Origin of the sequence: Tabrizicola sp. YIM 78059 (assembly GCF_004959785.1) — a bacterium.
GTDB classification, from domain to species: Bacteria; Pseudomonadota; Alphaproteobacteria; order Rhodobacterales; family Rhodobacteraceae; genus Tabrizicola; species Tabrizicola caldifontis.
The window spans coordinates 141,659-162,216 of record NZ_SJZH01000001.1; the positions used below are offsets into that span (position 1 = coordinate 141,659).

At 66.4% G+C, this 20,558-nt stretch carries 17 protein-coding genes and 1 tRNA gene; 3 read left to right on the forward strand and 15 right to left on the reverse strand.

Features of this window, described 5'->3' with window-relative positions; all coding sequences use genetic code 11:
- Positions 1–7 precede the first annotated feature (7 nt).
- The 12 genes from EZM81_RS00635 to EZM81_RS00690 form a co-directional block, all read right to left on the reverse strand.
- The gene (locus EZM81_RS00635; protein WP_169052265.1) at positions 8–766 is read right to left on the reverse strand and encodes a polysaccharide deacetylase family protein; all 759 of its coding nucleotides are present in this window, start codon (positions 764–766) and stop codon (positions 8–10) included.
- Entirely contained in the window at positions 763–4,296 is a 3,534-nt protein-coding gene (locus tag EZM81_RS00640; protein WP_136644414.1) for a sulfatase-like hydrolase/transferase, read from the reverse strand. Before EZM81_RS00640 ends, EZM81_RS00635 begins: the two co-directional genes overlap by 4 nt.
- Before the next feature lie 147 nt (positions 4,297–4,443).
- Positions 4,444–5,184 (reverse strand): polysaccharide deacetylase family protein, encoded by a 741-nt coding sequence (locus EZM81_RS00645; protein WP_169052266.1) that lies wholly within the window; start codon positions 5,182–5,184, stop codon positions 4,444–4,446.
- Between the two features lie 53 nt (positions 5,185–5,237).
- On the reverse strand, positions 5,238–6,017 hold the full coding sequence (locus EZM81_RS00650; RefSeq protein ID WP_169052267.1) for a polysaccharide deacetylase family protein: 780 nt from the start codon (positions 6,015–6,017) through the stop codon (positions 5,238–5,240).
- An 8-nt stretch (positions 6,018–6,025) separates the two neighbouring features.
- Entirely contained in the window at positions 6,026–7,042 is a 1,017-nt protein-coding gene (locus EZM81_RS00655) for an ABC transporter ATP-binding protein (protein WP_136644417.1), read from the reverse strand.
- A gap of 102 nt (positions 7,043–7,144) precedes the next feature.
- Complete coding sequence (locus EZM81_RS00660) at positions 7,145–7,768, reverse strand: hypothetical protein (protein WP_135447244.1); 624 nt, start codon at positions 7,766–7,768, stop codon at positions 7,145–7,147.
- Positions 7,769–7,984: 216 nt separating this feature from the next.
- Positions 7,985–8,058 (reverse strand) — tRNA-Cys (locus tag EZM81_RS00665).
- A gap of 50 nt (positions 8,059–8,108) precedes the next feature.
- The gene (locus EZM81_RS00670; protein ID WP_136644418.1) at positions 8,109–8,723 is read right to left on the reverse strand and encodes an NAD(P)H-dependent oxidoreductase; all 615 of its coding nucleotides are present in this window, start codon (positions 8,721–8,723) and stop codon (positions 8,109–8,111) included.
- Entirely contained in the window at positions 8,720–9,301 is a 582-nt protein-coding gene (locus EZM81_RS00675) for an NAD(P)H-dependent oxidoreductase (RefSeq protein ID WP_136644419.1), read from the reverse strand. The genes EZM81_RS00670 and EZM81_RS00675 overlap by 4 nt, the downstream gene beginning before the upstream one ends.
- Complete coding sequence (locus EZM81_RS00680; RefSeq protein ID WP_136644420.1) at positions 9,301–10,155, reverse strand: ABC transporter permease; 855 nt, start codon at positions 10,153–10,155, stop codon at positions 9,301–9,303. Before EZM81_RS00680 ends, EZM81_RS00675 begins: the two co-directional genes overlap by 1 nt.
- Complete coding sequence (locus tag EZM81_RS00685) at positions 10,152–10,949, reverse strand: ABC transporter ATP-binding protein (RefSeq protein ID WP_136644421.1); 798 nt, start codon at positions 10,947–10,949, stop codon at positions 10,152–10,154. The genes EZM81_RS00680 and EZM81_RS00685 overlap by 4 nt, the downstream gene beginning before the upstream one ends.
- A 44-nt stretch (positions 10,950–10,993) precedes the next feature.
- On the reverse strand, positions 10,994–12,007 hold the full coding sequence (locus EZM81_RS00690; protein ID WP_136644422.1) for an ABC transporter substrate-binding protein: 1,014 nt from the start codon (positions 12,005–12,007) through the stop codon (positions 10,994–10,996).
- Positions 12,008–12,114: 107 nt separating this feature from the next.
- Here EZM81_RS00690 and EZM81_RS00695 point away from each other — a divergent pair, with 107 nt between their 5' ends.
- A complete protein-coding gene (locus EZM81_RS00695; RefSeq protein WP_371685703.1) occupies positions 12,115–12,627 on the forward strand; it encodes a RidA family protein in 513 nt (170 codons plus the stop codon).
- Between the two features lie 268 nt (positions 12,628–12,895).
- Here the strand turns inward: EZM81_RS00695 and EZM81_RS00700 are convergent, their stop codons facing one another.
- From EZM81_RS00700 to EZM81_RS00710, 3 genes are all read right to left on the reverse strand, one after another.
- Positions 12,896–13,882: a lipocalin-like domain-containing protein gene (locus EZM81_RS00700; RefSeq protein ID WP_248298088.1), complete on the reverse strand. Its 987-nt coding sequence runs from the start codon at positions 13,880–13,882 to the stop codon at positions 12,896–12,898.
- 157 nt (positions 13,883–14,039) lie between these two features.
- On the reverse strand, positions 14,040–16,427 hold the full coding sequence (locus tag EZM81_RS00705; protein ID WP_136644424.1) for an FtsX-like permease family protein: 2,388 nt from the start codon (positions 16,425–16,427) through the stop codon (positions 14,040–14,042).
- Entirely contained in the window at positions 16,424–17,080 is a 657-nt protein-coding gene (locus EZM81_RS00710; protein WP_248298089.1) for an ABC transporter ATP-binding protein, read from the reverse strand. The genes EZM81_RS00705 and EZM81_RS00710 overlap by 4 nt, the downstream gene beginning before the upstream one ends.
- 166 nt (positions 17,081–17,246) lie before the next feature.
- On the opposite strand from EZM81_RS00710, the gene tpa reads away from it, so the two are divergent.
- Together tpa and EZM81_RS00720 are read left to right on the forward strand one after the other, a co-directional pair.
- Positions 17,247–18,626: a hypotaurine--pyruvate aminotransferase Tpa gene (tpa, locus tag EZM81_RS00715; protein WP_135447228.1), complete on the forward strand. Its 1,380-nt coding sequence runs from the start codon at positions 17,247–17,249 to the stop codon at positions 18,624–18,626.
- A 356-nt stretch (positions 18,627–18,982) separates the two neighbouring features.
- On the forward strand, positions 18,983–20,437 hold the full coding sequence (locus EZM81_RS00720; RefSeq protein WP_135447226.1) for a PLP-dependent aminotransferase family protein: 1,455 nt from the start codon (positions 18,983–18,985) through the stop codon (positions 20,435–20,437).
- The last annotated feature ends 121 nt before the right edge of the window (positions 20,438–20,558 follow it).

Consider the following 20,558-nt stretch of genomic DNA (forward strand, 5'->3'; position numbering starts at 1 on the left):
CCGGTCCTCATGGCGCAGTCTCCAGACTGGCCAAGGCGTCGCGGACGGTGGCGACCTCGATCACGCCACGGTCGCGCAGGAAGGCTGCGCAGGAAAATATCTCGTCCATCATCGCTGCCGACACCTCGTAATCGCCGGGCGGGCCTTCGGTGATGCCGTGGAACAACAGCACCAGCCAGGTTCCATCCCGGGCGCTGGCGACCATTTCGCCGCAGACCTGGGCCGCTGTCATGGTGTTGACTACCTCCAGCCGCCCGATGAACCGCGGCTCGATGGCGTCCCGTGGATTGCGACCGCCGTGGCCTTTCCAGGACAGATGCGCCCGGTAGCTGGCCATGATCCGGTCAACCGTGGCATCGGTGAAGGCACCGAAGGGCGAGGAGAACGACACCGGTGCCACGCCGACCTTTTCGGTAATTTCGTCCACCGGATCGTCGATCTCGGCCGACAGCGCCGCGGGCGGAAGGTCGGGCAGGCGGACGTGGGTCCGGCCATGCGCGCCGATTTCCCAGCCTGCGGCGTTGAAGGCGCGGACCTCGTCCCAGGTCATGGTCCAGGCGGCAGGGTCAGGCGTGTCGCCGACCAGTCCCGTCGGCACGAAAAGCGTCCCCGGCAGCCCGTGCGCACGGGCCAGTCGTAGCCCGTGGTCGAACTGCGCGCGCGAGGCATCGTCGAAAGTGATGGTCAAGAGGCCTTTCGTGGGTTCGGCGGTGCCGGGGCCCGCAAGCAGAACGGCTAGGATGACAAGCAGCGCTCGGACGGTCACGGCGCAGCCTCCACGGCAAGGGTCTCGCGCAGGCGCCCCCCCTCGGGGCCGAGGAATTCCATGATGCGGCCATCGGCGCGGATCAGGCCGATGTAGGGCTGCCGGAACCCGATTTCCGGCGCCGCGGTCAGCGGGCTGCCATCGAAAAGTGGTGCGATGGCGGTATCTTCGCAGAAGGCGCTGTCGTGAACGATCACAGCCACCGGGCGTCGGTCGGCGAGGGCCGTCGTCAGGGCGACTTTGAAGGGGGCGGGGTCCGGGGGCGTGCCGGTATCCAGTGCCGCGCATCCGTCGAAGCGGGCGATCAGGGCGGGTTCCGGGGTCAGGCCAACCAGATTGACCCCGCGCGCAAGCGGCAGGGAAGGTCCTCCCACGGGACCGAGGCCGGATTCACCCTGATCGAAGCCCGCGACCGAGACTGCCTCGAACCGCTGCATCGGGGTCGGGGTCAGCGTGTCGGTGAAGATCTCGGCAGCGCCCGCCTTGAGGGCTGCGTCCAGCTCTGCCACGGTGTTGATCGTATGCACCCACGACAGGACGCCGGTCGCCGCCCGCGCCTCGCGGGCCAGGCCAGTGGCCAGGCGTTCCGGCGGCATGGCCAGTCCGAACAGATCCATCCCCCGCAGCGCCGCCAGCACCGAGGCATCGTCGCCGGAATACTGGTAAAGTGTCCAGATCAGGTCATCATAGCCCATGTCGCGCAGGCGGCCGTATTGATCGGGCTGGTAGAACTGCGGGATCAGCCGGGCACGAAGCTCGGGGTAGGTTTCGGCGATGTAGCGATAGGCATCCATGGCGCCGGACTTTAGGTCCAGCACAACCCGCACACCCGGCGTCGCGGCAAGCCAGCCGATCAGGGTCTGAAGGGTGCAGGGCGTGAAGCCCGCCTGTGCCTTTGCCCGGGCCATGACCTCGTCAAAGGGCAGTGGGCCGGGGGGTGGGATACCATCCACCGCAAGGAAGGGTGCGTCCCAGTCGTGCAGGCAGACCAAGCGTTCGTCGGCGGTCCAGGCAAGATCTATCTCGACCAGTTCATAGGATGCGCCGTTCGCCTCCAGCGCCTCCATCGCATTGGTATAGGTCTGACCCTGCCAGGCACCCCCGGAATGGGCGATGCGCGGCAGCCAGTCCAGCCGGCGCTGGGCATCGTTGCGCACGGGACGCATGATGTTGGTCAGGTTCAACCCCAGCGCAGTCTGGCGCGGCCCGGTGAATTCCTGCACCTCCCCATTTCCGGCGATAAGCGCGACATAGGGTTCCTCGTACCACAGGTCGCGCCATTTCGTCAGCCCGGTGCCGGCAAACAGCGGTTCAAGACCCGGATCGACCTCGTAGCAGACCACGCTGTTATGCGCGACGATCACGAATGCGCCGAAGCGGTCGGCATTGGCCTTGATCGCGTCCTGGAACCCGGTTTCCAGAGGCACCCGGTCGGGCTGGCGTCCGCCATAACCGCAGGTGTCCACATGCCCCAGCTTCTGTGGCGTGCCGTCCGGCGTCAGCCCCAGCAGCGTCAGTCCGCGCATCAGACTTACCTTGTCGCCCGTGGCCGGGTTCTTCACCCATGACTCTCCGGTCAGGTATCCGGCCGACCGGATTGCGACCGCCCCGGTCAATCCGTTGGGCGGGGTGTAGTCGATCACGTTTGCCGTGGCGAACTGGCGGCGGCGGGCAAGGTCGGCCATCAGGGCATCATGGAAGGCAACCTCTTCCCTGCCAAGGGTGAAGGGGGCCTTCAGAACCTCGGGCGCAACGGTGACCCCGTCCTCGACCACGATCTGTCGCAGGTCGGGGCTGGCAAGGCTGCCCACCAGCAGGCAGAGTTCGGCCCCCCCGGGTGGCGGTGCGGCGGCAAAGGCGGCGGTGCGGGCGCACCGATCCAGCCAGACGAAGCGCCGGTCAAGCGCCAGGTTCGACACACGCTCGATCAGGGTGATGTCGTCGCTGGCGTCGAAGTCGATTCCGGTGACGGCCAGAGCCTCGTCCAGCAAGAGAAGCACAGGGAATTTCAGCCGCCGGTCGCCCAGCGCCACCTCGCCCGCCGCGGCATCCACCGTCAGCCCGCGGTCGATCTGCGGGTAGGACCACATCGCCGCCAGCCAGGCGCGCCCTTCGGAGATCAGCGCTTCCAGCCCGGGCTCGCTCATGCGCAGGGTGGGTGCGGCCGCAAGAAGATCGCGGCCATAGCCCAGCGCCGGGGTTGGCGCGCCGATCAGGCCCAGAAGCGTGGGGCCGATGTCCAGCGTGGTGCCAGGCTTGTCGATCCGGGCGGGGGGCAGGTCGGGGGCGAAGATCATCAGCAGGTTTCGTCGCGGGCCCGCCTGAAGCCGGTCTTCGGCAAGGTTCGGCATTGCCAGATGGTCCGAGGCGACGACCAGCACCGTGTCGGCAAAGGCCGGGCTGGACCGGATCTTGCGGATGAAGTCGGCTGCCAGCCAATCGGCGCAATGCACGGCGTTCAGGAACTGGTTCGTTCCGTCGCCATACGGCCGATCCGCGCAGGACCGCGAGGCGAATCCGAAGGGATGGTGTGTGTCCAGCGTCAGCGTTACCAGGCCAAATGGCCGCCCGCCGGCCGCCAGCGCGTTGAAGCGTGCCATTACCTCGGGATACAGGCTGTCATCAAAAAGGCCCCATTCGTTGACGTAGCTCGGATCGGGAAGTCGAGGCTCCAGCTGGGTCCGCCCCTCTACCAGGTCAAAGCCGTGGCTGTCATAGAAGGTGCCCTTGCCGGCAAAGTCCAGGTCCGCCCCGCCCAGATAGGCCAGATCATAGCCTTCGCGGGCAAGAAGGTCGCCAAGGCAGGTGGCACCGGGCAGGAAGCGGTCCACCCCCGCGCCAGAACCGACCAGCGGCATACCGCACTGGCTGGCCACCATGCCTGCGATGGTCCAGCCGGCTTCTTCGACCTCGGTCAGGTCTGTGAAGCTGACCGCCTCGGCCTCGAGCGCGGAAAGGTTCGGCATCAGGCCGGGAAAGCGGGTTTCATCCAGATAGCTGCGTTCAACCGATTCCAGATAGAGCAGGACCAGGTTCCTTTTCGGCCCGGTGAACCTGGCCTGCTCTACCGGCACGAAGCCGGCCGGGACGGGGCCGACCGGGGCGGCGGACTGCCGGGCGCTTGCAGCCAGACGGGTCAGGTCGTCCGTGGCGGGGTTTACCCAGACGGCAGCGGCCAGCAGCGCAAGGCCTGCGATCAGGCGCGGGCGGGCATACGGCAGGGGACTGTCGCTGCGGATCAGCCGGTAAGCCAGGCCGGCCGCAGCAAGGCAGGCCAGCACTGCCGCTGCCGACCAGGCGGCCAGCCCGGCGAATGCGCGCAGTCCTGCCCCCTCGAAGCCCGCGCGCAGGTGATAGATGACCGAGGCATCGATCCCCGATCCGGTCAGCTGGTCGATCGCCACATAGGCCGGAGAAAGCAGAAGTACTGCCAGCAGACCCACCGCTGCCAGAACCGCCAACGGCCGCGAGGTCGCCGCCTTTCGCCACAAGACCAGCGCGCCGACGACAAGTGCAAGGCTAGTCCACATGGCTGCCCCCTCTTCCGCGACGCCGCACGCGCACCCGTCCCATCTTCCCCGGGCCCATCCCCGACCTTCCGGGTCCGGCGAAGCCGCCGAAAGCCCGCCTTCAGACCTAAGCGTTCCAAGCCGACCGGGCAAGCGCGGTCGCCCGCATCACCTCGGTTGATGCGGAACCACTTTCAGCGCTTCGCCCGCCGTCATCAGCCGGACGAGCCCCGCGTCCCGCAGCCGATCGGCACAGTCCAGCACACCCAGGAACTGCTCGACTGAATTCTGGTAGGGGGTCGCCGGGGTTTCTCGTATCTCATGCCAGATGTAGACCAGCCAGTACCCCTCGCGCCCGGCCCGTTCGATCTCGGCGCAGACCATTTCGACGGGCATGCTGCTTCTTACCTGACTGCGATTGACACGGAAATGATCAGTCGCGCCGGGCTGGTTCACCCCCTCGTTGCCCCAGGCACGGAAGTGCGCGTCGTAATAGATGCGTGCCCGGTCCAGAACCCGGTCGTCATAGGCGCCATAGGGCGAGGCCAGCATGGTCGAATAGACCCCGGTTTCGCGATAGATCCTGGCCGCGGGCAGGCCCAGTTCGGCCTCAAGTTCGTCGTCCGTGGCCTCGGTCAGGCGCAGATGCCTGTGGCCATGCGCGCCGAAATCCCAGCCATGCCCCGGAAGGCTTTGCAGGTCGTCCCAGGAAATTCGGTTTGGCGCGCTGCCGATAGCGCCGGTCTGGGCAAAGAGCGTGCCGGGAATGTCGCGCCGAAAGAATTCGGGCATGTAGCGATTGAAGAAATCCGCATAGGCGGTGTCCACGGTGAAGGTTACTATCCCGACTTCGGGCTCCGCCCGGGCAGGGTTCGCAAGCGTCAGAAGATCGGCAACCAGAAGCGCCAATGCAGAACCCAGGACTGCCGAGGCCCGTATTCGCGTGCAAGGGCGTCCGGTCCTCATGGTTGAACCGGAAACGGCTCGGGCGACCGGGGCGTGTGCGGCACCACCTCCAGCGCGTCGCGGGCGGTCATCAGGCGGATGATGCCCTCGTCCCGCAGGCGGTCGGCGCAGTCAAGCACGCCCTCGAATTGCGCGACCGAGTTTTCGTATTCGTAGGTCGGCTCGTCCACGACCCGGTGCCACATGTAAACCAGCCAGTAGCCCTCGCGCCCGGCACGTTCAATGTCGGCGCAGACCTCTTCGACCGATTTCGTGTTCGGAACCTGTTCGCGGTAGATGTGCCAGTGGTCGGTCTGGTCGAACCGGTTTATCCCGTCGTTTCCCCAGCCCCGGAAATGCGCCTTGTAATAGAACCGCGCCCGTTCCAGCACCCGGGCGTCATAGTCGCCATTGGGCGAAGCGAAGGTGATCGGGTAGATGCCGGTCTGCACATAAATCTGCGCGGCCGGAACGCCCAGTTCCATTTCCAGAACCTCGTCGCTGGCCTTGGACAGGGCATAGGCATGGGTATAGCCGTGCGCACCGAATTCCCAGCCGTGGGCGGCAAGGCTGCGCACATCGTCCCAGGTCATGTCGCCGGGTGCACCGGTGATCGGCTGGGTCTGGCCGAAGATCGTTCCGGGGATTTCGCGCGCGAAGAAGGCTGGCATCCTTTGGTCGAAGAAGGCTTCGGTCACGTTGTCCACGGTGAACGTGACGATCCCGACTTGCGGTTCGGCACCGGCCGCCGCCACCATGAAGGCAAGCAGGCAGGCCCCTTCTGCGATGCGCTTCATGTGGTGGTTCAAGATCCCCTCCCTGGCTGTCTTATGCGCCTGCCCGCAGTGTCGAAGAACAGTTCCCGGCTCCGGTCGAAGTCCAGGAACACCACCTCGTCCGTCCTGAAAACCTGATGTCCGAAAAGTCTGGCGACCACAGGGCCCAGCCCTTCCGTGCGCAGGATCAGGTTCGTCTCGCAACCCAGCGTCTCGACATGCTCGACGATTGCGCGCAAGGCGCCCTCTGCGCGGCTTACCGTGATGTGCTCGGGCCGGATGCCCAGCATATGACCGGGCCGGCCAAGAGGTCCGGCGGCAAGAAAGTTCATCTTCGGCGAGCCGATGAAGCCTGCGACGAACAGGTTGTCCGGGTCGTGGTACAGGTCCATCGGGCGGCCCTGCTGTTCGATCCGACCCTGATTCATTACCACGATCCGGTCTGCCAGCGTCATCGCCTCGACCTGGTCATGCGTGACATAGATCGTCGTCGTGCCAAGGCGGCGGTGCAGGTCCGCCATCTCGATCCGCATGTGGACGCGCAGCGCCGCGTCCAGGTTCGACAGCGGCTCGTCGAAAAGGAACAGGCTCGGCTTGCGCGAGATCGCCCGACCGATAGCCACCCGCTGCCGTTCGCCCCCCGACAGTTCCTGCGGCAGACGGTGCAGAAGCGGCGTCAGGCCCAAGATGGCGGCTACGCGATCGACCTCTCGCCGGGTATCGGCGCGCGACATGCCGGCCTGGCGCAGGCCGATGCCCAGGTTGCCCGCCACGGACAGATGCGGATATAGCGCGTAGCTCTGAAACACCATGGCGATGTCGCGCTGGGCCGGCTGCAGGGCGGTGATGTCGCGTCCTCCCAGGTGGATCGTGCCGCTTTCGGGGCGCAGAAGCCCCGCGATGGTCCGCAGAAGCACCGACTTGCCGCAACCGGAAGGTCCGACCAACGCCCAGAATTCGCCCGAGCCCACGGCCAGATCCAGCCCGTGCAGCACTTCTTGGCCGTCGAAGCTTTTGGTCAGTCCGGCGATGTCGAGGGATGCCATGTCGCTCTGGGCCTTGTCTTGCTTTGATCTAGGCCCGGATTACGCAAGCGTGCAACAGTCTTTTGCGCCGCGCCTCATGCGCAAGCGATGCCCCGAGAGATATCAGTCGGCTGTCGCAACGCCCTTCACGATCGAGACGGGCTCTGCAGCGGCAATCGGCGTGTCCCATTCGTTTTCGCCTATGTAAACGGCCGCGTCGAGGTCGGGGATGAACATGTAGACCTGGGCGCGGCCGTCATCGCTGCCGAAGATGCTTACCTCGACCGGCAGCACGCGGTAGGTGCAGCCGCCCCAGCTTCGTTCAGCATATTCGCGAGTCCTGAACATCACGCGTTCCTCCGTGCTGAAGCCGTCGCCATAGGTGACGGTGCGCTCTACGCTGTATCTTCTTGTCTCGCCTTCCGGCCTTTCGATGAACGACAATCCGGCGCCGCCATATTCATAGACGGCATGGCGCTCACGGATGACCTCGCCGTTTTGGGTGTCAGAGGCTTCGACATGGGCAAAGCCGAATCTGGATCGTGAAACAAAGCCCCACTGGTCCTGGTCGTTATATTCGGTGCGCTCGATGATCATGCCGTCAGCATCCCGGCTGAGCTGGGTGACCGAGCCATCGTCGAAGGTGATAGTAACGCCTGTTTCCAGATCCTCTGGTGTGGACGGGCAGTCGGCAAGAGCGTGGGGCGCAGAGGCGGCAAGAAAGGCGGCGGCAACAGTCAGTTTCATCGCAAACACCTCGGCGGAAAGAAAGGAAGGCTGCCTTCAAGGATTGCGATCAAAGGCCCGCAAAGCAAGAGTTCCGTCGGCCCTGGCGCGACGTCACGCATTGTCCCGGGCGCAAAGGACCGGCGTTTGCCACTGCCGCGCAGATTGCGCGGAACGGGCGCAACCGTTTCTGCCACCGCCGTATGGCCGCGCAAAGTGTCTCTGAAACGGAAAAGCTGGAGGCGGGTACCGGAATCGAACCGGTCTACACGGATTTGCAATCCGCTGCGTAACCTCTCCGCCAACCCGCCGCAGAAGGTGGCATGGGGATAGCGGATCGGGTGCGGGGCTGCAAGGGGCCTCAGCGCAGAAGGCGGTCCATCTGCCTGGCGACCTTCGCCAGATGGCGGGCACGGGTTTGAGGGGTAGAGCTGTCCATCAGGTAGTGCGCGGCAAAGACCTTTCGGGTGCGCGGCGCGCAGAGCAGTCCGATCCCGCGCAGAAGTATCCGCTTGCCGGGGCTGCCTACGAAGGCGGTCAGCCACCAACTGGCGCCGCAGGTGGTGAAGACGCCAAGGCGGCGGATGTTGGTCAGGCCGGGGCGGATGGTCTGGTTCTCTCCCGCCGGCATCAGAAAGGCGACATCGGGCAGGAACACCCGGTCGAGCCAGCCTTTCAGCACGGCAGGCAGCGCATACCACCAGGTCGGATAGACGAAGATCAGCGTATCGGCCCATTGCAGCGCCTGGACATCCTCGGCCACCGGCTCCTGGTTCGCGGGTGTGTCGAGATAGCCCTCCCAGTCGGCCAGGCGAAGGGCGGGGTCGAAGCCGCGGGCGTAAAGGTCGATCAGGCGGACCGCGGCGCCCCTTGCCGCCAGCCGCTCCAGCACCACGTCGCGCACCGCGCCGGTGAAGCTGTCGGGCTTCGGGTGGCAGAAGACGACAAGGGCTTTTGCGGCGGGGGCGTGGGTCACAGGCGGTCCATCTCTCGGGCGATGCGGGTCAGGAAGGCGCGGCGCTGCGCTTCCGTCGCGCGGTTCATGTCGTAAAGTGCCAGATAGCGCAGTCGCGCGGGCCGGCAGATATAGCGCAGGACGCGGGTGACGAACCGCTTCGGCGGGTTCCCGGCGAGAAAGGCGCGCAAGGGGGTGGCGCCATAGCTCGTCACCACGGCCAGCTTGCGGATATGGGTCAGGCCGGGGGCGACCAGCCCATCCTTCAGTACGAAGGACACGCCCGGCAGAAAGGCACGGTCGATATAGCCCTTCAGGATCGCCGGCATCCCGAAATTCCAGGTCGGATAGACCAGGACCAGCGCCTCGGCCGCGCGCAGCCTCTCGACATGGGCCCGGACGGGCGCGGTGTTGCGGCCGGTGTCGAGATAGGCCCGGCGTTCCTCGGCCGTCAGCACCGGGTCGAACCCCTCGGCGTAAAGGTCGCAGAGGTCCACTTCCCAGCCGCGCCCGCGCAGCCGGTCCACCACCACGGCGCAGAGCGCGGCGGAATAGCTCTCCGCGCAAGGGTGGGCGTAAACAACCAGCGCGCGGGGCATCAGCTGTCCCGCTTCAGGGCACTTTCGTGCCACTTGCGCAGAAGCATGTGCGACAGGAACGACAGGCCCGCGAAGATCACCACCCCCGTCACCGCGATCAGGAGAAGGGCCGCGAACATCCGGGGAATGTTCAGCCGATAGCCCGCTTCCAGGATGCGGAAGGCAAGACCCGACCCGATCCCCCCGGTGCCGGCCACATATTCCGCCACGATGGCGCCGATCAGCGACAGCCCCCCCGCGATGCGCAGGCCCCCCAGGAAATACGGCAGCGCCGATGGCAGTTGCAGATAGCGCAGCCGTTGCCAGCGGCTGGCGCCATAGATGCGGAACAGGTCGCGCAGGTTGTGGTCGGTCGAATTCAGCCCCAGCGTCGTGTTCGACAGGATCGGAAAGAAGGCCACGATCCAGGCGCAGAGGAGCAGGCCCACGGTGCGGTTGTCGACATAGATGAAGATCAGGGGCGCGATCGCCACGACCGGGGTGACCTGAAGGATCACCGCGTAAGGATAGAAGGACATCTCGGCAAAGCGGCTCTGGTTGAACAGGACCGCGAGGCCCACGCCGCCCACTACCGCCACCGCCAGCGCCAGCAGCGTGATCTGCAGCGTGACGAGGAAAGCCTCGAACAGCATCGGCCAGTCCTTGACCAGCGTCTCCAGCACCTTGGCCGGCCCGGGCAGCAGATAGGGCGGGATGTCGTTCCAGACGATCACCCGGTCCCACAGGACAAGCAGGATCACCAGCACCACCCCCGGCAGCGCCCATTTGGCCACGGCTTCGACGCGCTTCATCCGGGCGCGCCGGGCCTCTTCGGCGTCGAGCACCCCGGCCTGAGTCTGCGGCAGGTCGGTCATGCGGCTTCTCCCATCGCGCGGTGCAGCGCCTGGCTGGCTACCTTGCAATGCGCCGCATAGCCGGCCGAGGTGCGGAAGGCCTCGTCACGTGGGTAGGGGGCGGTGACCAGAACCTCCTCGATCACCCGGCCGGGGCGCGCGGCCATCACCACGATGCGGTCGGACAGGAACACGCTTTCAAAGACCGAATGGGTCACGAAGATCACCGTGCAGCCGATCTTTTCGCGCAAGGCCAGAAGGTCGGTGTTGAGCCGGTGTCGGGTGATCTCGTCCAGCGCGGCAAAGGGCTCGTCCATCAGGATCAGGCGCGGGTTGGTCACCAGCGCCCGCGCGATCGAGACGCGCATCTTCATTCCGCCCGACAACTCGCGCGGATAGGCCCCGGCAAAGGCCGAAAGGCCGACCAGCGCCAGCGCCTCGTCGATCTCGCCCTTGACGGAGGCCAGGGACTGCCCACGCAGCCGGAAGGGCAGGTAGACGTTCTGCGCCACGGTCGCCCAGGGCATCAGCGTCGGCTCCTGGAAGACGACCCCCAGGTCGCCCGCCCGCTGCCCGCCTTCCCAGCGGATACGGCCCTGCGTGGGCGTGGACAGGCCCGCGATCAGTCGCAGCGCCGTTGACTTGCCGCACCCCGACGGGCCGAGAAGCGAGATGAAATCGCCTTCGTTCACGGTCAGCGACATGCCGCGAAGCGCGGTGACCTGGCCGTTGAAGACCTTGCCGACCTCGGCAAGCTCCAGAAGGGGGGCGCGCTGGCCCAGCGGCAGGATGGGGCGGTGGAGGAGATCGGTCATGTCATCGCGGAGGGTGGGCACTGGTGCCCACCCTGCCTGTCCAGTCACATCTTCGGCTTCAGCTCCATCCCCACGCCCTTGTTGACGAAGCTGGTGTTGATCGTCTTGGTCCAGTCCACATCCGCCGAAACGACCCCCGCCGCGACCATCTTGTCGAAGAAATCCTTCACATGCGCCTCGGTCATCGCCCCGATCCCCATGGTCTCGGCATCACCCGAATCGACGATCCCCGCCTCCTTCATCTTCTTGATGGCGTAGGCGATGGCCTCGTCGGTCATCTCGGGATTATCCTTCTTGATCAGCTCGTTGGCGGCGGTGTTGTCGTTGTAGAGATAGTTGTACCAGCCCTTGATCGAGCCCTCGACGAAACACTGCACCTGCTCGGGCTTGCTGGCGATGGTGTCTGCCATCGTCTCGATCAGCGTCGAATAGGTCGAATAGCCCGCATCCGCGATCAGGAAGACGTCCGGCTCCCATCCGGTTTCCTTGGCGACGAAATAGGGTTCGGAGGAAAGATAGCCCTGCATGCCCCAGTTCTCGTTGGCGATGAACGGTGCGGGGTTGAAGGTGTAGACCTCGCGCTGCTCGTCGGTGAAGCCATAGGCCGCCTTCATCCACTGGTAGAAGCTGGCATATCCCTGGTCGCCGATCAGGATCTTCTCGAGGTTCTTCAGATCCTCGAAGGTCTTGGCCTTGCCGGGATGGGTGACGATGACCTGCGGTTCCTTCTGGAAGGCGGCGGCGACAGCCACGATCGGGATGCCTTCCTGCGCGGCGCTGAAGGCTTCCAGGAGGTTCCCGCCCATGTGGAAGTCGACCTTGCCCGCGATCATCAGTGCGCGGTTGTTCACCTGGGGGCCGCCCGGCTGGATCGTCACGTCCAGGCCGCAGGCGGCATAGGTTCCATCGGCGACCGCCTGATAGAAGCCACCGTGTTCGGCCTGGGCAAGCCAGTTCGTGCCGAAGACGACCTTGGCGTTCCCTGCCAGTGCCGGGGCGGCAAGCCCGAGCACGGCAGCCAGCACGGCCATGCCGGAGATGGGGGCGTTGGCAGACATCGTGCGATCCTCCTGTCGGGTGTGATGACTTCCCACAGCCTGGGCTGCAGGCAACGCTAGGCAAGGGGGCTGGGAAGGCTGCCCCTGAATTCCGGTGGAAAAGCCGCATGATCGTGCAGATACTGGCCTTCCCTGCCGAAAGCTTATGCAGAAGCTTCGGCAAGGCAAGGAAATCCTCGGGGCACCACCTGCGACGGCTGCCCCTGCCACCGGAACGCCAGGAGAACGAGATGCGCAGCCTGAATCCCCCCTCCATCGCGCGGCCTTTCGCGGCCTATGCCCATGGCGTGGAGCTGCCCGCGGGCGCACGGTTGGTGGTGACATCGGGGCAACTCGCTCTTGCGCCGGATGGCAGCGTGCCCGAGGGCGCCGAGGCGCAGGCGCGGCTCTGCTTCGCGAATTGCGCCGCGATCCTTGCCGAGGCTGGGATGGGACCGGCGGATGTAGTTCGCATCAACGCCTTTGTCACCGACCGAGCGCATATGGCAGGCTACATGGCCGCGCGTGATGCATGGCTTTCCGGCGTGACGCGCCTGCCGGCCTCCACCCTCGTGATTGTCGCGGGTTTCACCCGGCCGGAATTCCTTGTCGAGGTCGAGGTCACCGCCGCCAGACCCTGACCCAGCCGAATCTAGCGGCCAGGGCCGCACACCTTTCCTATTGTCGTCGGCCCTCGCCTCTTCCTCGGCGATGGGGGCATCCTGCCGCCGGAACGCCGGGGAGTAATCGGGAAGAAGCAAGTAGCTTTGCTCCTTCCCAGATACTCTGGGGGTGCGGAGGTGAAACCCCCGCGGCTTAAGCAGGTTGCGCCGCTGGCACAGAGGCGAAACACGGGCTTGCGCCTTGGGTGCCGGCTTTTCCGACGACCGACCGGCACGCGTGGCCGTGTCAGTAGCCGGTCATCTCAAGATACCCCCTGCCACGGTGGCTGCCCTCGATCCGGACCGGACCTTCCCAGTAGGGGACCGAGGTCGTCATCCAGGCCTTCGGGTTCAGGGCCCGCAGGGTGATGTCGAGGCCGCGCTCGGGCAGGGTCAGCCGCCAGGTCGTGGGCACCGCCCGGCCCGCCACCCGGGTGCGTTGCTGTGGCTCGGCCCGCAATGCGTCGGGGGAAAGCGGAAGGGGGGTGCCGTCGGCCATGATCCAGGTGCCCGAGGTGAACCCCGCACCCCCGTCGCGCAGCATGAAACCCATCAGTTTCTCGCCCGTATCGAACGACAGCGAGAACCAGTCCCACCCCGTCTGATCCGGCGCCAGGGGCTGGGAGGACCATTCGCGGTCAAGCCAGGCCTGGCCCGTCACCGCGATCGCACCTTCGGGCAGGTCGAGCTGTCCCGTCACCCGGTAGAAGGGCTGCGAATAGTAATGGCTTGCCTGGCCTTCTCGAGATTTCACCGAATAGCCGCCCGCGCCGTGGGCCACCAGCGGGCCTTCGGCGATCAGGTCAAGGACATAGCCGAAATCCGCGCCTCGCGCCGCAAGAAACAGGCGGGACAGCGCGTCCTCGTCCGGGCCGGACAGGGACCGCATCTGCCAGTCGTCGATCCAGGCCCCGAAGCCGCCCTCCAGCGACACGCCGGCCTGCCCGATCCCGCCACGCGCAAGCCGTTCGGCGACATGATGCGCCGCTGGCGTGGTGACTGCTGCATGACCCATCCACAGTTGCGGACTTTGCCAGCCCGCGCCTTCCTGCGGTGCAAGGGCCGAGCGGAACAGCGTCCATTGCGCGCCGTAGTCGGTGCCGTCCGGTCCGGTCAACGTCGCCGTCAGATACCACCATTCGATGCGGAAGGCCGGATGTGCCCCGTGGTCGGCGGGAAACTGCAGCGTATGGGCGGGGTCGGGCAGGGCGAAGCCATCGGCCGGGGCCCCCATGCCGGCGAAACCCTGCGCCTGGGCGGGGGCGGTCAGGACGGTCAGCAGCGCTGCAAGCCAGGCCAGGGCACGGAAGGAGCGGGGCGGCTCTCTTACCCCTCCGTTTGGGAGAGACGGAGTCGGGGGGCGCGGGCTGGGAAGGGGCGGAGAAGGTGGACTAGCGTTCATGGGCAAAGATCCGCAACAGATCGGACGGTTGCCGCCGCATCAGGCGCAGCGCGGGCAGCAGGCCCGCGAGAACTGCCGCCATGAAGGCAGCCGCAGCAAGCCACAGCCAGTCGGCCGGAAAGACCTGCATCGGCAGGCGCCAGCCGAAGGCCTCGACGTTGACCACCGCCAGCAGCACCCAGGCCAGCGCCAGACCGAGCGGCAGGGAAAGGATAGCCGTCATGAGAGCCAGCAGCAGTGTCCGGCCCAGATCGAGCCGCGCAAGCCGCGCCTGGGTCAGGCCCAGCGCCCACACAGGTGCCAGCTGCACCAGTCGCTGGTCGGCCAGGGTCAGCAGGCTTGCCAGCATGGCGATCGCCGCCACCCCGAGGGTCAGCGTGTTCAGCGCCCCGGTCACCGCAAAGGTGCGCTCGAAGATGCGCAGCGAGAAGGCCTTGAGGCCCGCCTGATCGACCAGCGCGGTTTCCACCAACCCGAATTCCGCCCGCAACGCGGCCGACAGCGCCGCGACATCTTCCGGCGGAAGCCGCAGGGCGAAGCGGCGGGTTTCGGCCTGCGGGAAGCGGGTCTGGAAGCTTGTCAGCCCGAGGATCGCCTGCGGCGAGGGGTTGCCATAGTCCGAGTAGACACCGACTACCGGAAGGTCGCCCCCCGGCAGGGGCAGGGGATCACCAAGCGCCAGCCTCGCACGGCGGTAAAGCTGTTCGTTGACCAGCACGCCCTCGCCGCGTGCCACCTGGTCCCAGACCTCTGGAATGGCGGTCAGCAGGGGCCAGTGGTCGCGGTAGGTGGCATGGTCAGCCACGCCGTAGATCTCTCCCGGCTGGCCGGCCAGCCGGGCTTCGGCCTCGACGATGGGCAGCATCGCATCGACCTGCGGTTCCAGCCAGGCGCGTATCTCGACTGCCTGGGCCGGGGTTTCGACGGTCAGGTAAAGCTCGGACGCAAGGCGCTGGTCCAGCCAGCCCGTGAAGGTGGAGCGAAAGCTTGCCACCATCGTGCCTACGCCCACGTTGGCCGAAAGCGCCAGCAACAGCGCCATCAGCGCAAGCGACAGGCCGGGCAGCTGGTGGCGCGTGTCGGCCCAGAACCATTCGGCCAGCGGACCCCGTGCCAGGCGCACCCCCAGCCGCAGCAGCCCTGCCAGCGCAGCGGGCAACAGCAGCGCCGCACCCAGAAGCAACGCGGCCAGCACCGCAAACCCCGCCCACAGACCCTGACCAGCCATCAGCATCACACCTGCTGTCGCCAACAGGGCCATCCCGGCCAGCGCCTGTGCCCGTCGCAAGGCGGTCGCCGATCCGGCATGGGCCTGAGACTGAGCCGTGGCCAGCGGTGGCAGCCGGAAGGCCTGCCAGGTGCCCCCTGCACCGGCGGCCAGCGTGCCGGCTACGGCCATCGCCAGCCCGCCCGCCACCCAGCCGGGGCGCAGGGCCAGTGCTCCCGGAACCGTCGCGCCGTAAAGACCGCCCAGCGTTGCCGCAACATCCGGCAGCAGCGCCGCCGCCAGCAGATAGCCCAGTGCAATGCCGACGCCCCCGGCGATCAGTGCCAGTGTCAGCAGCTCTGTCAGGATCAGCGCCCCCAGCGCCCGCGCCGGCACTCCCAGCGCCCGCAAGGTGCGCAGCATCGGGCGGCGCTGTTCGAAGGCAAGGCCGATGGCGGAATGGACGATGAAGATGCCGACCGCGAAGGCCAGCACACCGAAGGCTGTCAGGTTCAGGTGGAAACTGTCGGTCAGCCGGGCAAGGCCATCGTCCGGGGCCGCCGTGCGCAACTCCAGCCCGGCGGGGATCGGGCCGGGCAGGGGGCGGGCGGGGTCGATCAGCAGGGCTGTTATCTCGCCCTGCCGTTCCAGCATTCGCTCGGCCAGGCCGATATCTGCCAGGACGGTCATCGGCGGCAGGTCGGGGGCGGGTAGGGGCTCAAGGCCCCGCAGCGCCGCCGCGACCCCAGGACGATCCAGCGTTTCCGGCGCGGCCAGTACCACCTGCCCGGTCAGAAAGTCCTGAAAATCGCCTTCGGCGGGGCCGGGCAGCCCCCGGATTGCGGCCTCGCGCGGCAGGGTCAGCGGTTCGATGCCCAGAACTCGCAATCCTTGGCGCGTACGCCCTTCCAGCACCGGTGAGACTGGCCATCCGCCCCGGCGCAGCCCGGCGTAATCGGCCGGCGCCAACACGCCGGAGACAGGCACCAGCCGGTCCATCCGGTCCTGTCCCAGCACCGCCGCCGCCTTGGCATAGGCCGCCCGCGCTTCGGCGTTTATCGCCTGCACGCCCGACCAAAGCGCCGTCGCCACCGCCAGACCGATCACCAGCATCGCCAGCTGCAGGGGATGCCGTCGCCAGTGCGACAGAAGTGCGACCAGCACCGTCATGCCAACTTGCCTGCCCGCAGACGCAGCCGCCGGTCCAGCCGCGCCGCCAGACGTTCCGAATGGGTGACCATCAACAGCGCTGCGCCCGTCTGGGCCACCAGATCCAGCATTAGCCCCATGACAGCATCGCCCGTCGCCTCGTCCAGGTTCCCCGTCGGCTCATCGGCAAGGATCAGCGAGGGCCGGACCGCCAGGGCCCGGCCGATCGCCACCCGCTGCTGCTGCCCGCCCGAGAGTTGGTCGGGATAACGGCCGAGCAGGCCCGTCAGCCCAAGCACCCGGGCCAGATGCACACACCAGTCCCGATCGTGCCGCGCGGCCAGCCGCGCCTGAAAGGCCAGATTCGCGCTGACATCCAGCGAGGGGATCAGGTTGAACTGCTGAAACACAAGGCCGACCCGGTCGCGCCGCAGCCGCGCGCGGCCGGCGTCGTCCAGCCCCGACAGCGCGGTGCCGCAGACCTCGATCTCGCCCGCGTCTGGGCTGTCCAGGCCGCCTGCCAGATGCAGGAGCGTGGACTTGCCCGAGCCCGACTCTCCCGTCAGCGCCAGGCTTTCCCCGGCAGACAGCGCAAGGCTGACGCCTTCCAGCACCGCCACGCGCCCCTCGGCCGAGGGGTAGGACTTGACCACATTCTTGACCTTCAGAACCACGACCGTCCCGCCTGCCGCACCTTTCCCAGCATCTAGCGCGCGCGCCGCAGGCTCAACCCGCAATCTGCCGCAGGCTGGCCCTAGCGGGCGGACGGTTCTGGACATAAGGTGATGCGGCAAACTGCCGGATGATACCGCGCAATTCTGAATCGAAAGGACGCCCCTCATGGAAGGCTTTGCAGGCTTGAACGACATCGGCGCAGTGGTCGAGGCCGACCGCGCCCATGTCTGGCACCATCTGTCGCAGCACAAGCAGTATGAAACCGTCGATCCCCGCGTCATCGTGGAAGGCAAGGGGATGCGCGTGTGGGATGCCAAGGGCAAGGAACACATCGACGCGGTATCGGGCGGGGTCTGGACGGTGAACGTAGGCTACGGCCGCACCTCGATTGCCGATGCCGTACGCGACCAGCTGGTGCGCATGAACTATTTCGCCGGCGCCGCGGGTTCGATCCCCGGCTCGGTCTTCGCCAAGCGGCTGATCGAGAAGATGCCGGGCATGTCCCGCGTCTATTACTCGAACTCCGGCTCCGAGGCTAACGAGAAGGTCTACAAGATGGTGCGGCAGATCGCGCACCGGCACCACGGCGGCAGGAAGTGGAAGATCCTGTATCGCGACCGCGACTATCACGGCACCACCATTGCCGCGCTGGCCAGCGCCGGGCAGGACCAGCGCGCGATGCAGTACGGGCCGTTCCCGGATGGCTTCGTGCGCGTGCCGCACTGCCTGGAATACCGCAAGCAGTGGGATGTGGAAAATTATGGCGAACGCGCGGCTGACGCCATCGAGGAAGTCATCCTGCGCGAAGGGCCCGACACCGTGGGCTGCCTGATCCTGGAACCCGTCACTGCCGGCGGCGGCGTGATCGTTCCGCCCAAGGGCTATTGGGAGCGGGTGCAGGAAATCTGCAAGAAATACGACATCCTGCTGGCCATCGACGAGGTCGTCTGCGGTGTGGGCCGCACCGGCACCTGGTTCGGCTATCAGCACTACGGTATCAAGCCCGACTTCGTGACGATGGCGAAGGGCGTGGCCTCGGGCTATGCCGCGATCAGCTGCACGGTGACGACGGAAGCCGTCTTCGAGATGTTCAAGGACGATCCGAATGACCCGCTGAGCTATTTCCGCGACATCTCGACCTTCGGTGGCTGCACCTCGGGCCCGGCCGCTGCGCTGGAGAACATGCGGATCATCGAGGACGAGGGTCTTCTTGAGAACACGCTGAAGATGGGCGACTACTGCCTGTCGCGTCTGCACGAGCTGATGGACAAGCACAAGGTCATCGGCGATGTGCGCGGAAAGGGCCTGTTCCTCGGCGCCGAACTGGTGGCGGATCGGGTGACCAAGGAACCGATGGACGAAAAGAAGGTCCAGGCCGTCGTCGCCGACTGCATGGCACAGGGGGTGATCATCGGCGCGACCAACCGCAGCCTGCCGGGCCTGAACAACACGCTGTGCCTGTCGCCGGCGCTGATCGCGACGAAGGATGACATCGACGAGATCATCACGGCCATCGACGGCGCGCTGGGCCGGGTGTTCGGGTAAGCTGCCCGCTGCTTGCACAGGAAAAGCCTTTGCCCGGGTCTGCGGTGACCAAGGGCAGCAAGGGACCGGGCAGCACAGCCCGGTCCGTCATGTCGTGTTGCATCACATGGTGCAGTCCGGCGCACCATTCTGCCTGTGCTGTCTTGTGATCAACCCTGTCACCGTTTCCAGTGGTCACAGACGCAAGATGCAGATCCTCGGAACACGCCAAATCTTGCAGTGAGGCCCACGTTGCCGATGGTATTACCCGCCCCGCCCCCGTGCCTTGGTCTCCTGTTTCGTGTAGAGATCCCCGATCATATCCATGTCGACGGCTGGCTTGACTTGGCCGCCCCAAAGTCCCCTCATCTGGACTCATGGCCACCATTCCGCCCGAAGCCTTCTACCTGACCCCCGGCGCGACCGGCTCGCTGCAACAGCAGATCCGTGCCATGGTCACGCAAGGCATCCTTTCCGGCCGCTTCCGCCCCGGTGCGCGGATGCCGTCTTCCCGCGGTCTGGCCGAACACCTCGGCGTCAGCCGGATCACCGTGACGCTGGCCTATGCTGACCTTGTCTCTTCTGACTACCTCATGGCGCGGGGGCGGTCTGGCTATTTCGTTTCGGAAAATGCACCCCTTGCCCCCGAATTCCCGGCGGGCCCGCCGCGGGCCGAAGCCGTTGATTTCAGGGCGCTGACCCGTGGCCGCTTCACCCGGACACCCCGGGTCGAACGGCCCGAGGACTGGGACCGTTACCCGTGGCCCTTCATCTACGGTCAGGCAGACCCCACGCTGTTCGACCACCAGAACTGGCGACAGTGCGCGCTGCGCGCGCTTGGCAAGCGCGACTTTGCAGCCCTCACGACAGACTACTATGAACGTGACGACCCGCTGCTCATTCAGGAGCTTCTGCGCACGATCCTTCCCCGCCGCGGCATTGCCGCGCGCGAGGATGAGGTGCTTCTGACCGTCGGCGCCCAGAACGCGCTGTTCATTGCTGCCTCGGTCGTGCTGGGGCCGGGCCGCCGCGCCGTGGTAGAGAACCCGGGCTATCCTGCCTGGCGTGCAATCGTCGCCGCGACCGGGGCCGAGGCTGTGCCGGTTGATGTGGATTCAGATGGCCTTCCGACGCAAACCCTTGAGGGTGAAGTGGTTTTCACCACCCCTTCGCACCAGTGCCCTACGAACGCAACAATGCCGGTGGATCGTCGCGTGGCGCTGCTGGAGGCGGCCGAAGCCCGCGGTTTCGTCATCATCGAAGACGATTACGAATTCGAGATGTCCTTTCTGAAACCCGTCGCCCCGGCGCTGAAGTCGCTCGACCGCGGCGGCAGGGTGATCTACGCCGGCAGCTTCTCGAAATCCGTCTTTCCCGGCCTGCGCCTTGGTTACCTTGTTGGTCCGCCGGGCTTCATCGCCGAGGCACGGGCACTGCGCGGGCTGATGCTGAAACATCCGCCTGGCCATATTCAGCGGACCATGGCCTATTTCCTGGGTCTGGGGCATTACGACGCGCTTGTGAACCGGATGAAGAACGCCTACCGCCGCCGCCGTCAGGTCATGGCCGAGGCCATCGCCGTCGAGGGGCTTGCCGTCGCCGGGCAGGGCGGCTTTGGCGGATCCAGCTTCTGGATGCGTGCGCCCGACGGGGTTGACACCGAGGTGCTCGCCCTGTCCTTGCGTGCGGACGGGGTTCTCATCGAACCCGGGCGGGCCTTCTTTGCCGGTGACGGCCCCCGCAACTTCTATCGTCTCGCCTATTCCTCCATCGCCCCGCAGCGTATCCCCGAGGGCATTGCCCGCATCGCCCGGGCCCTGGGTCGTAGATGACTGCCATAATGCGTTGCGGCCGGCGCGGCGACGCAGAGACGCAGCGGAAAGAGAAGCAGCCTCTGGCCATAGCGGGCCGCCAAAACTGGCCCTAAGGCTGGACTCATCCTGGCGCTAAGGT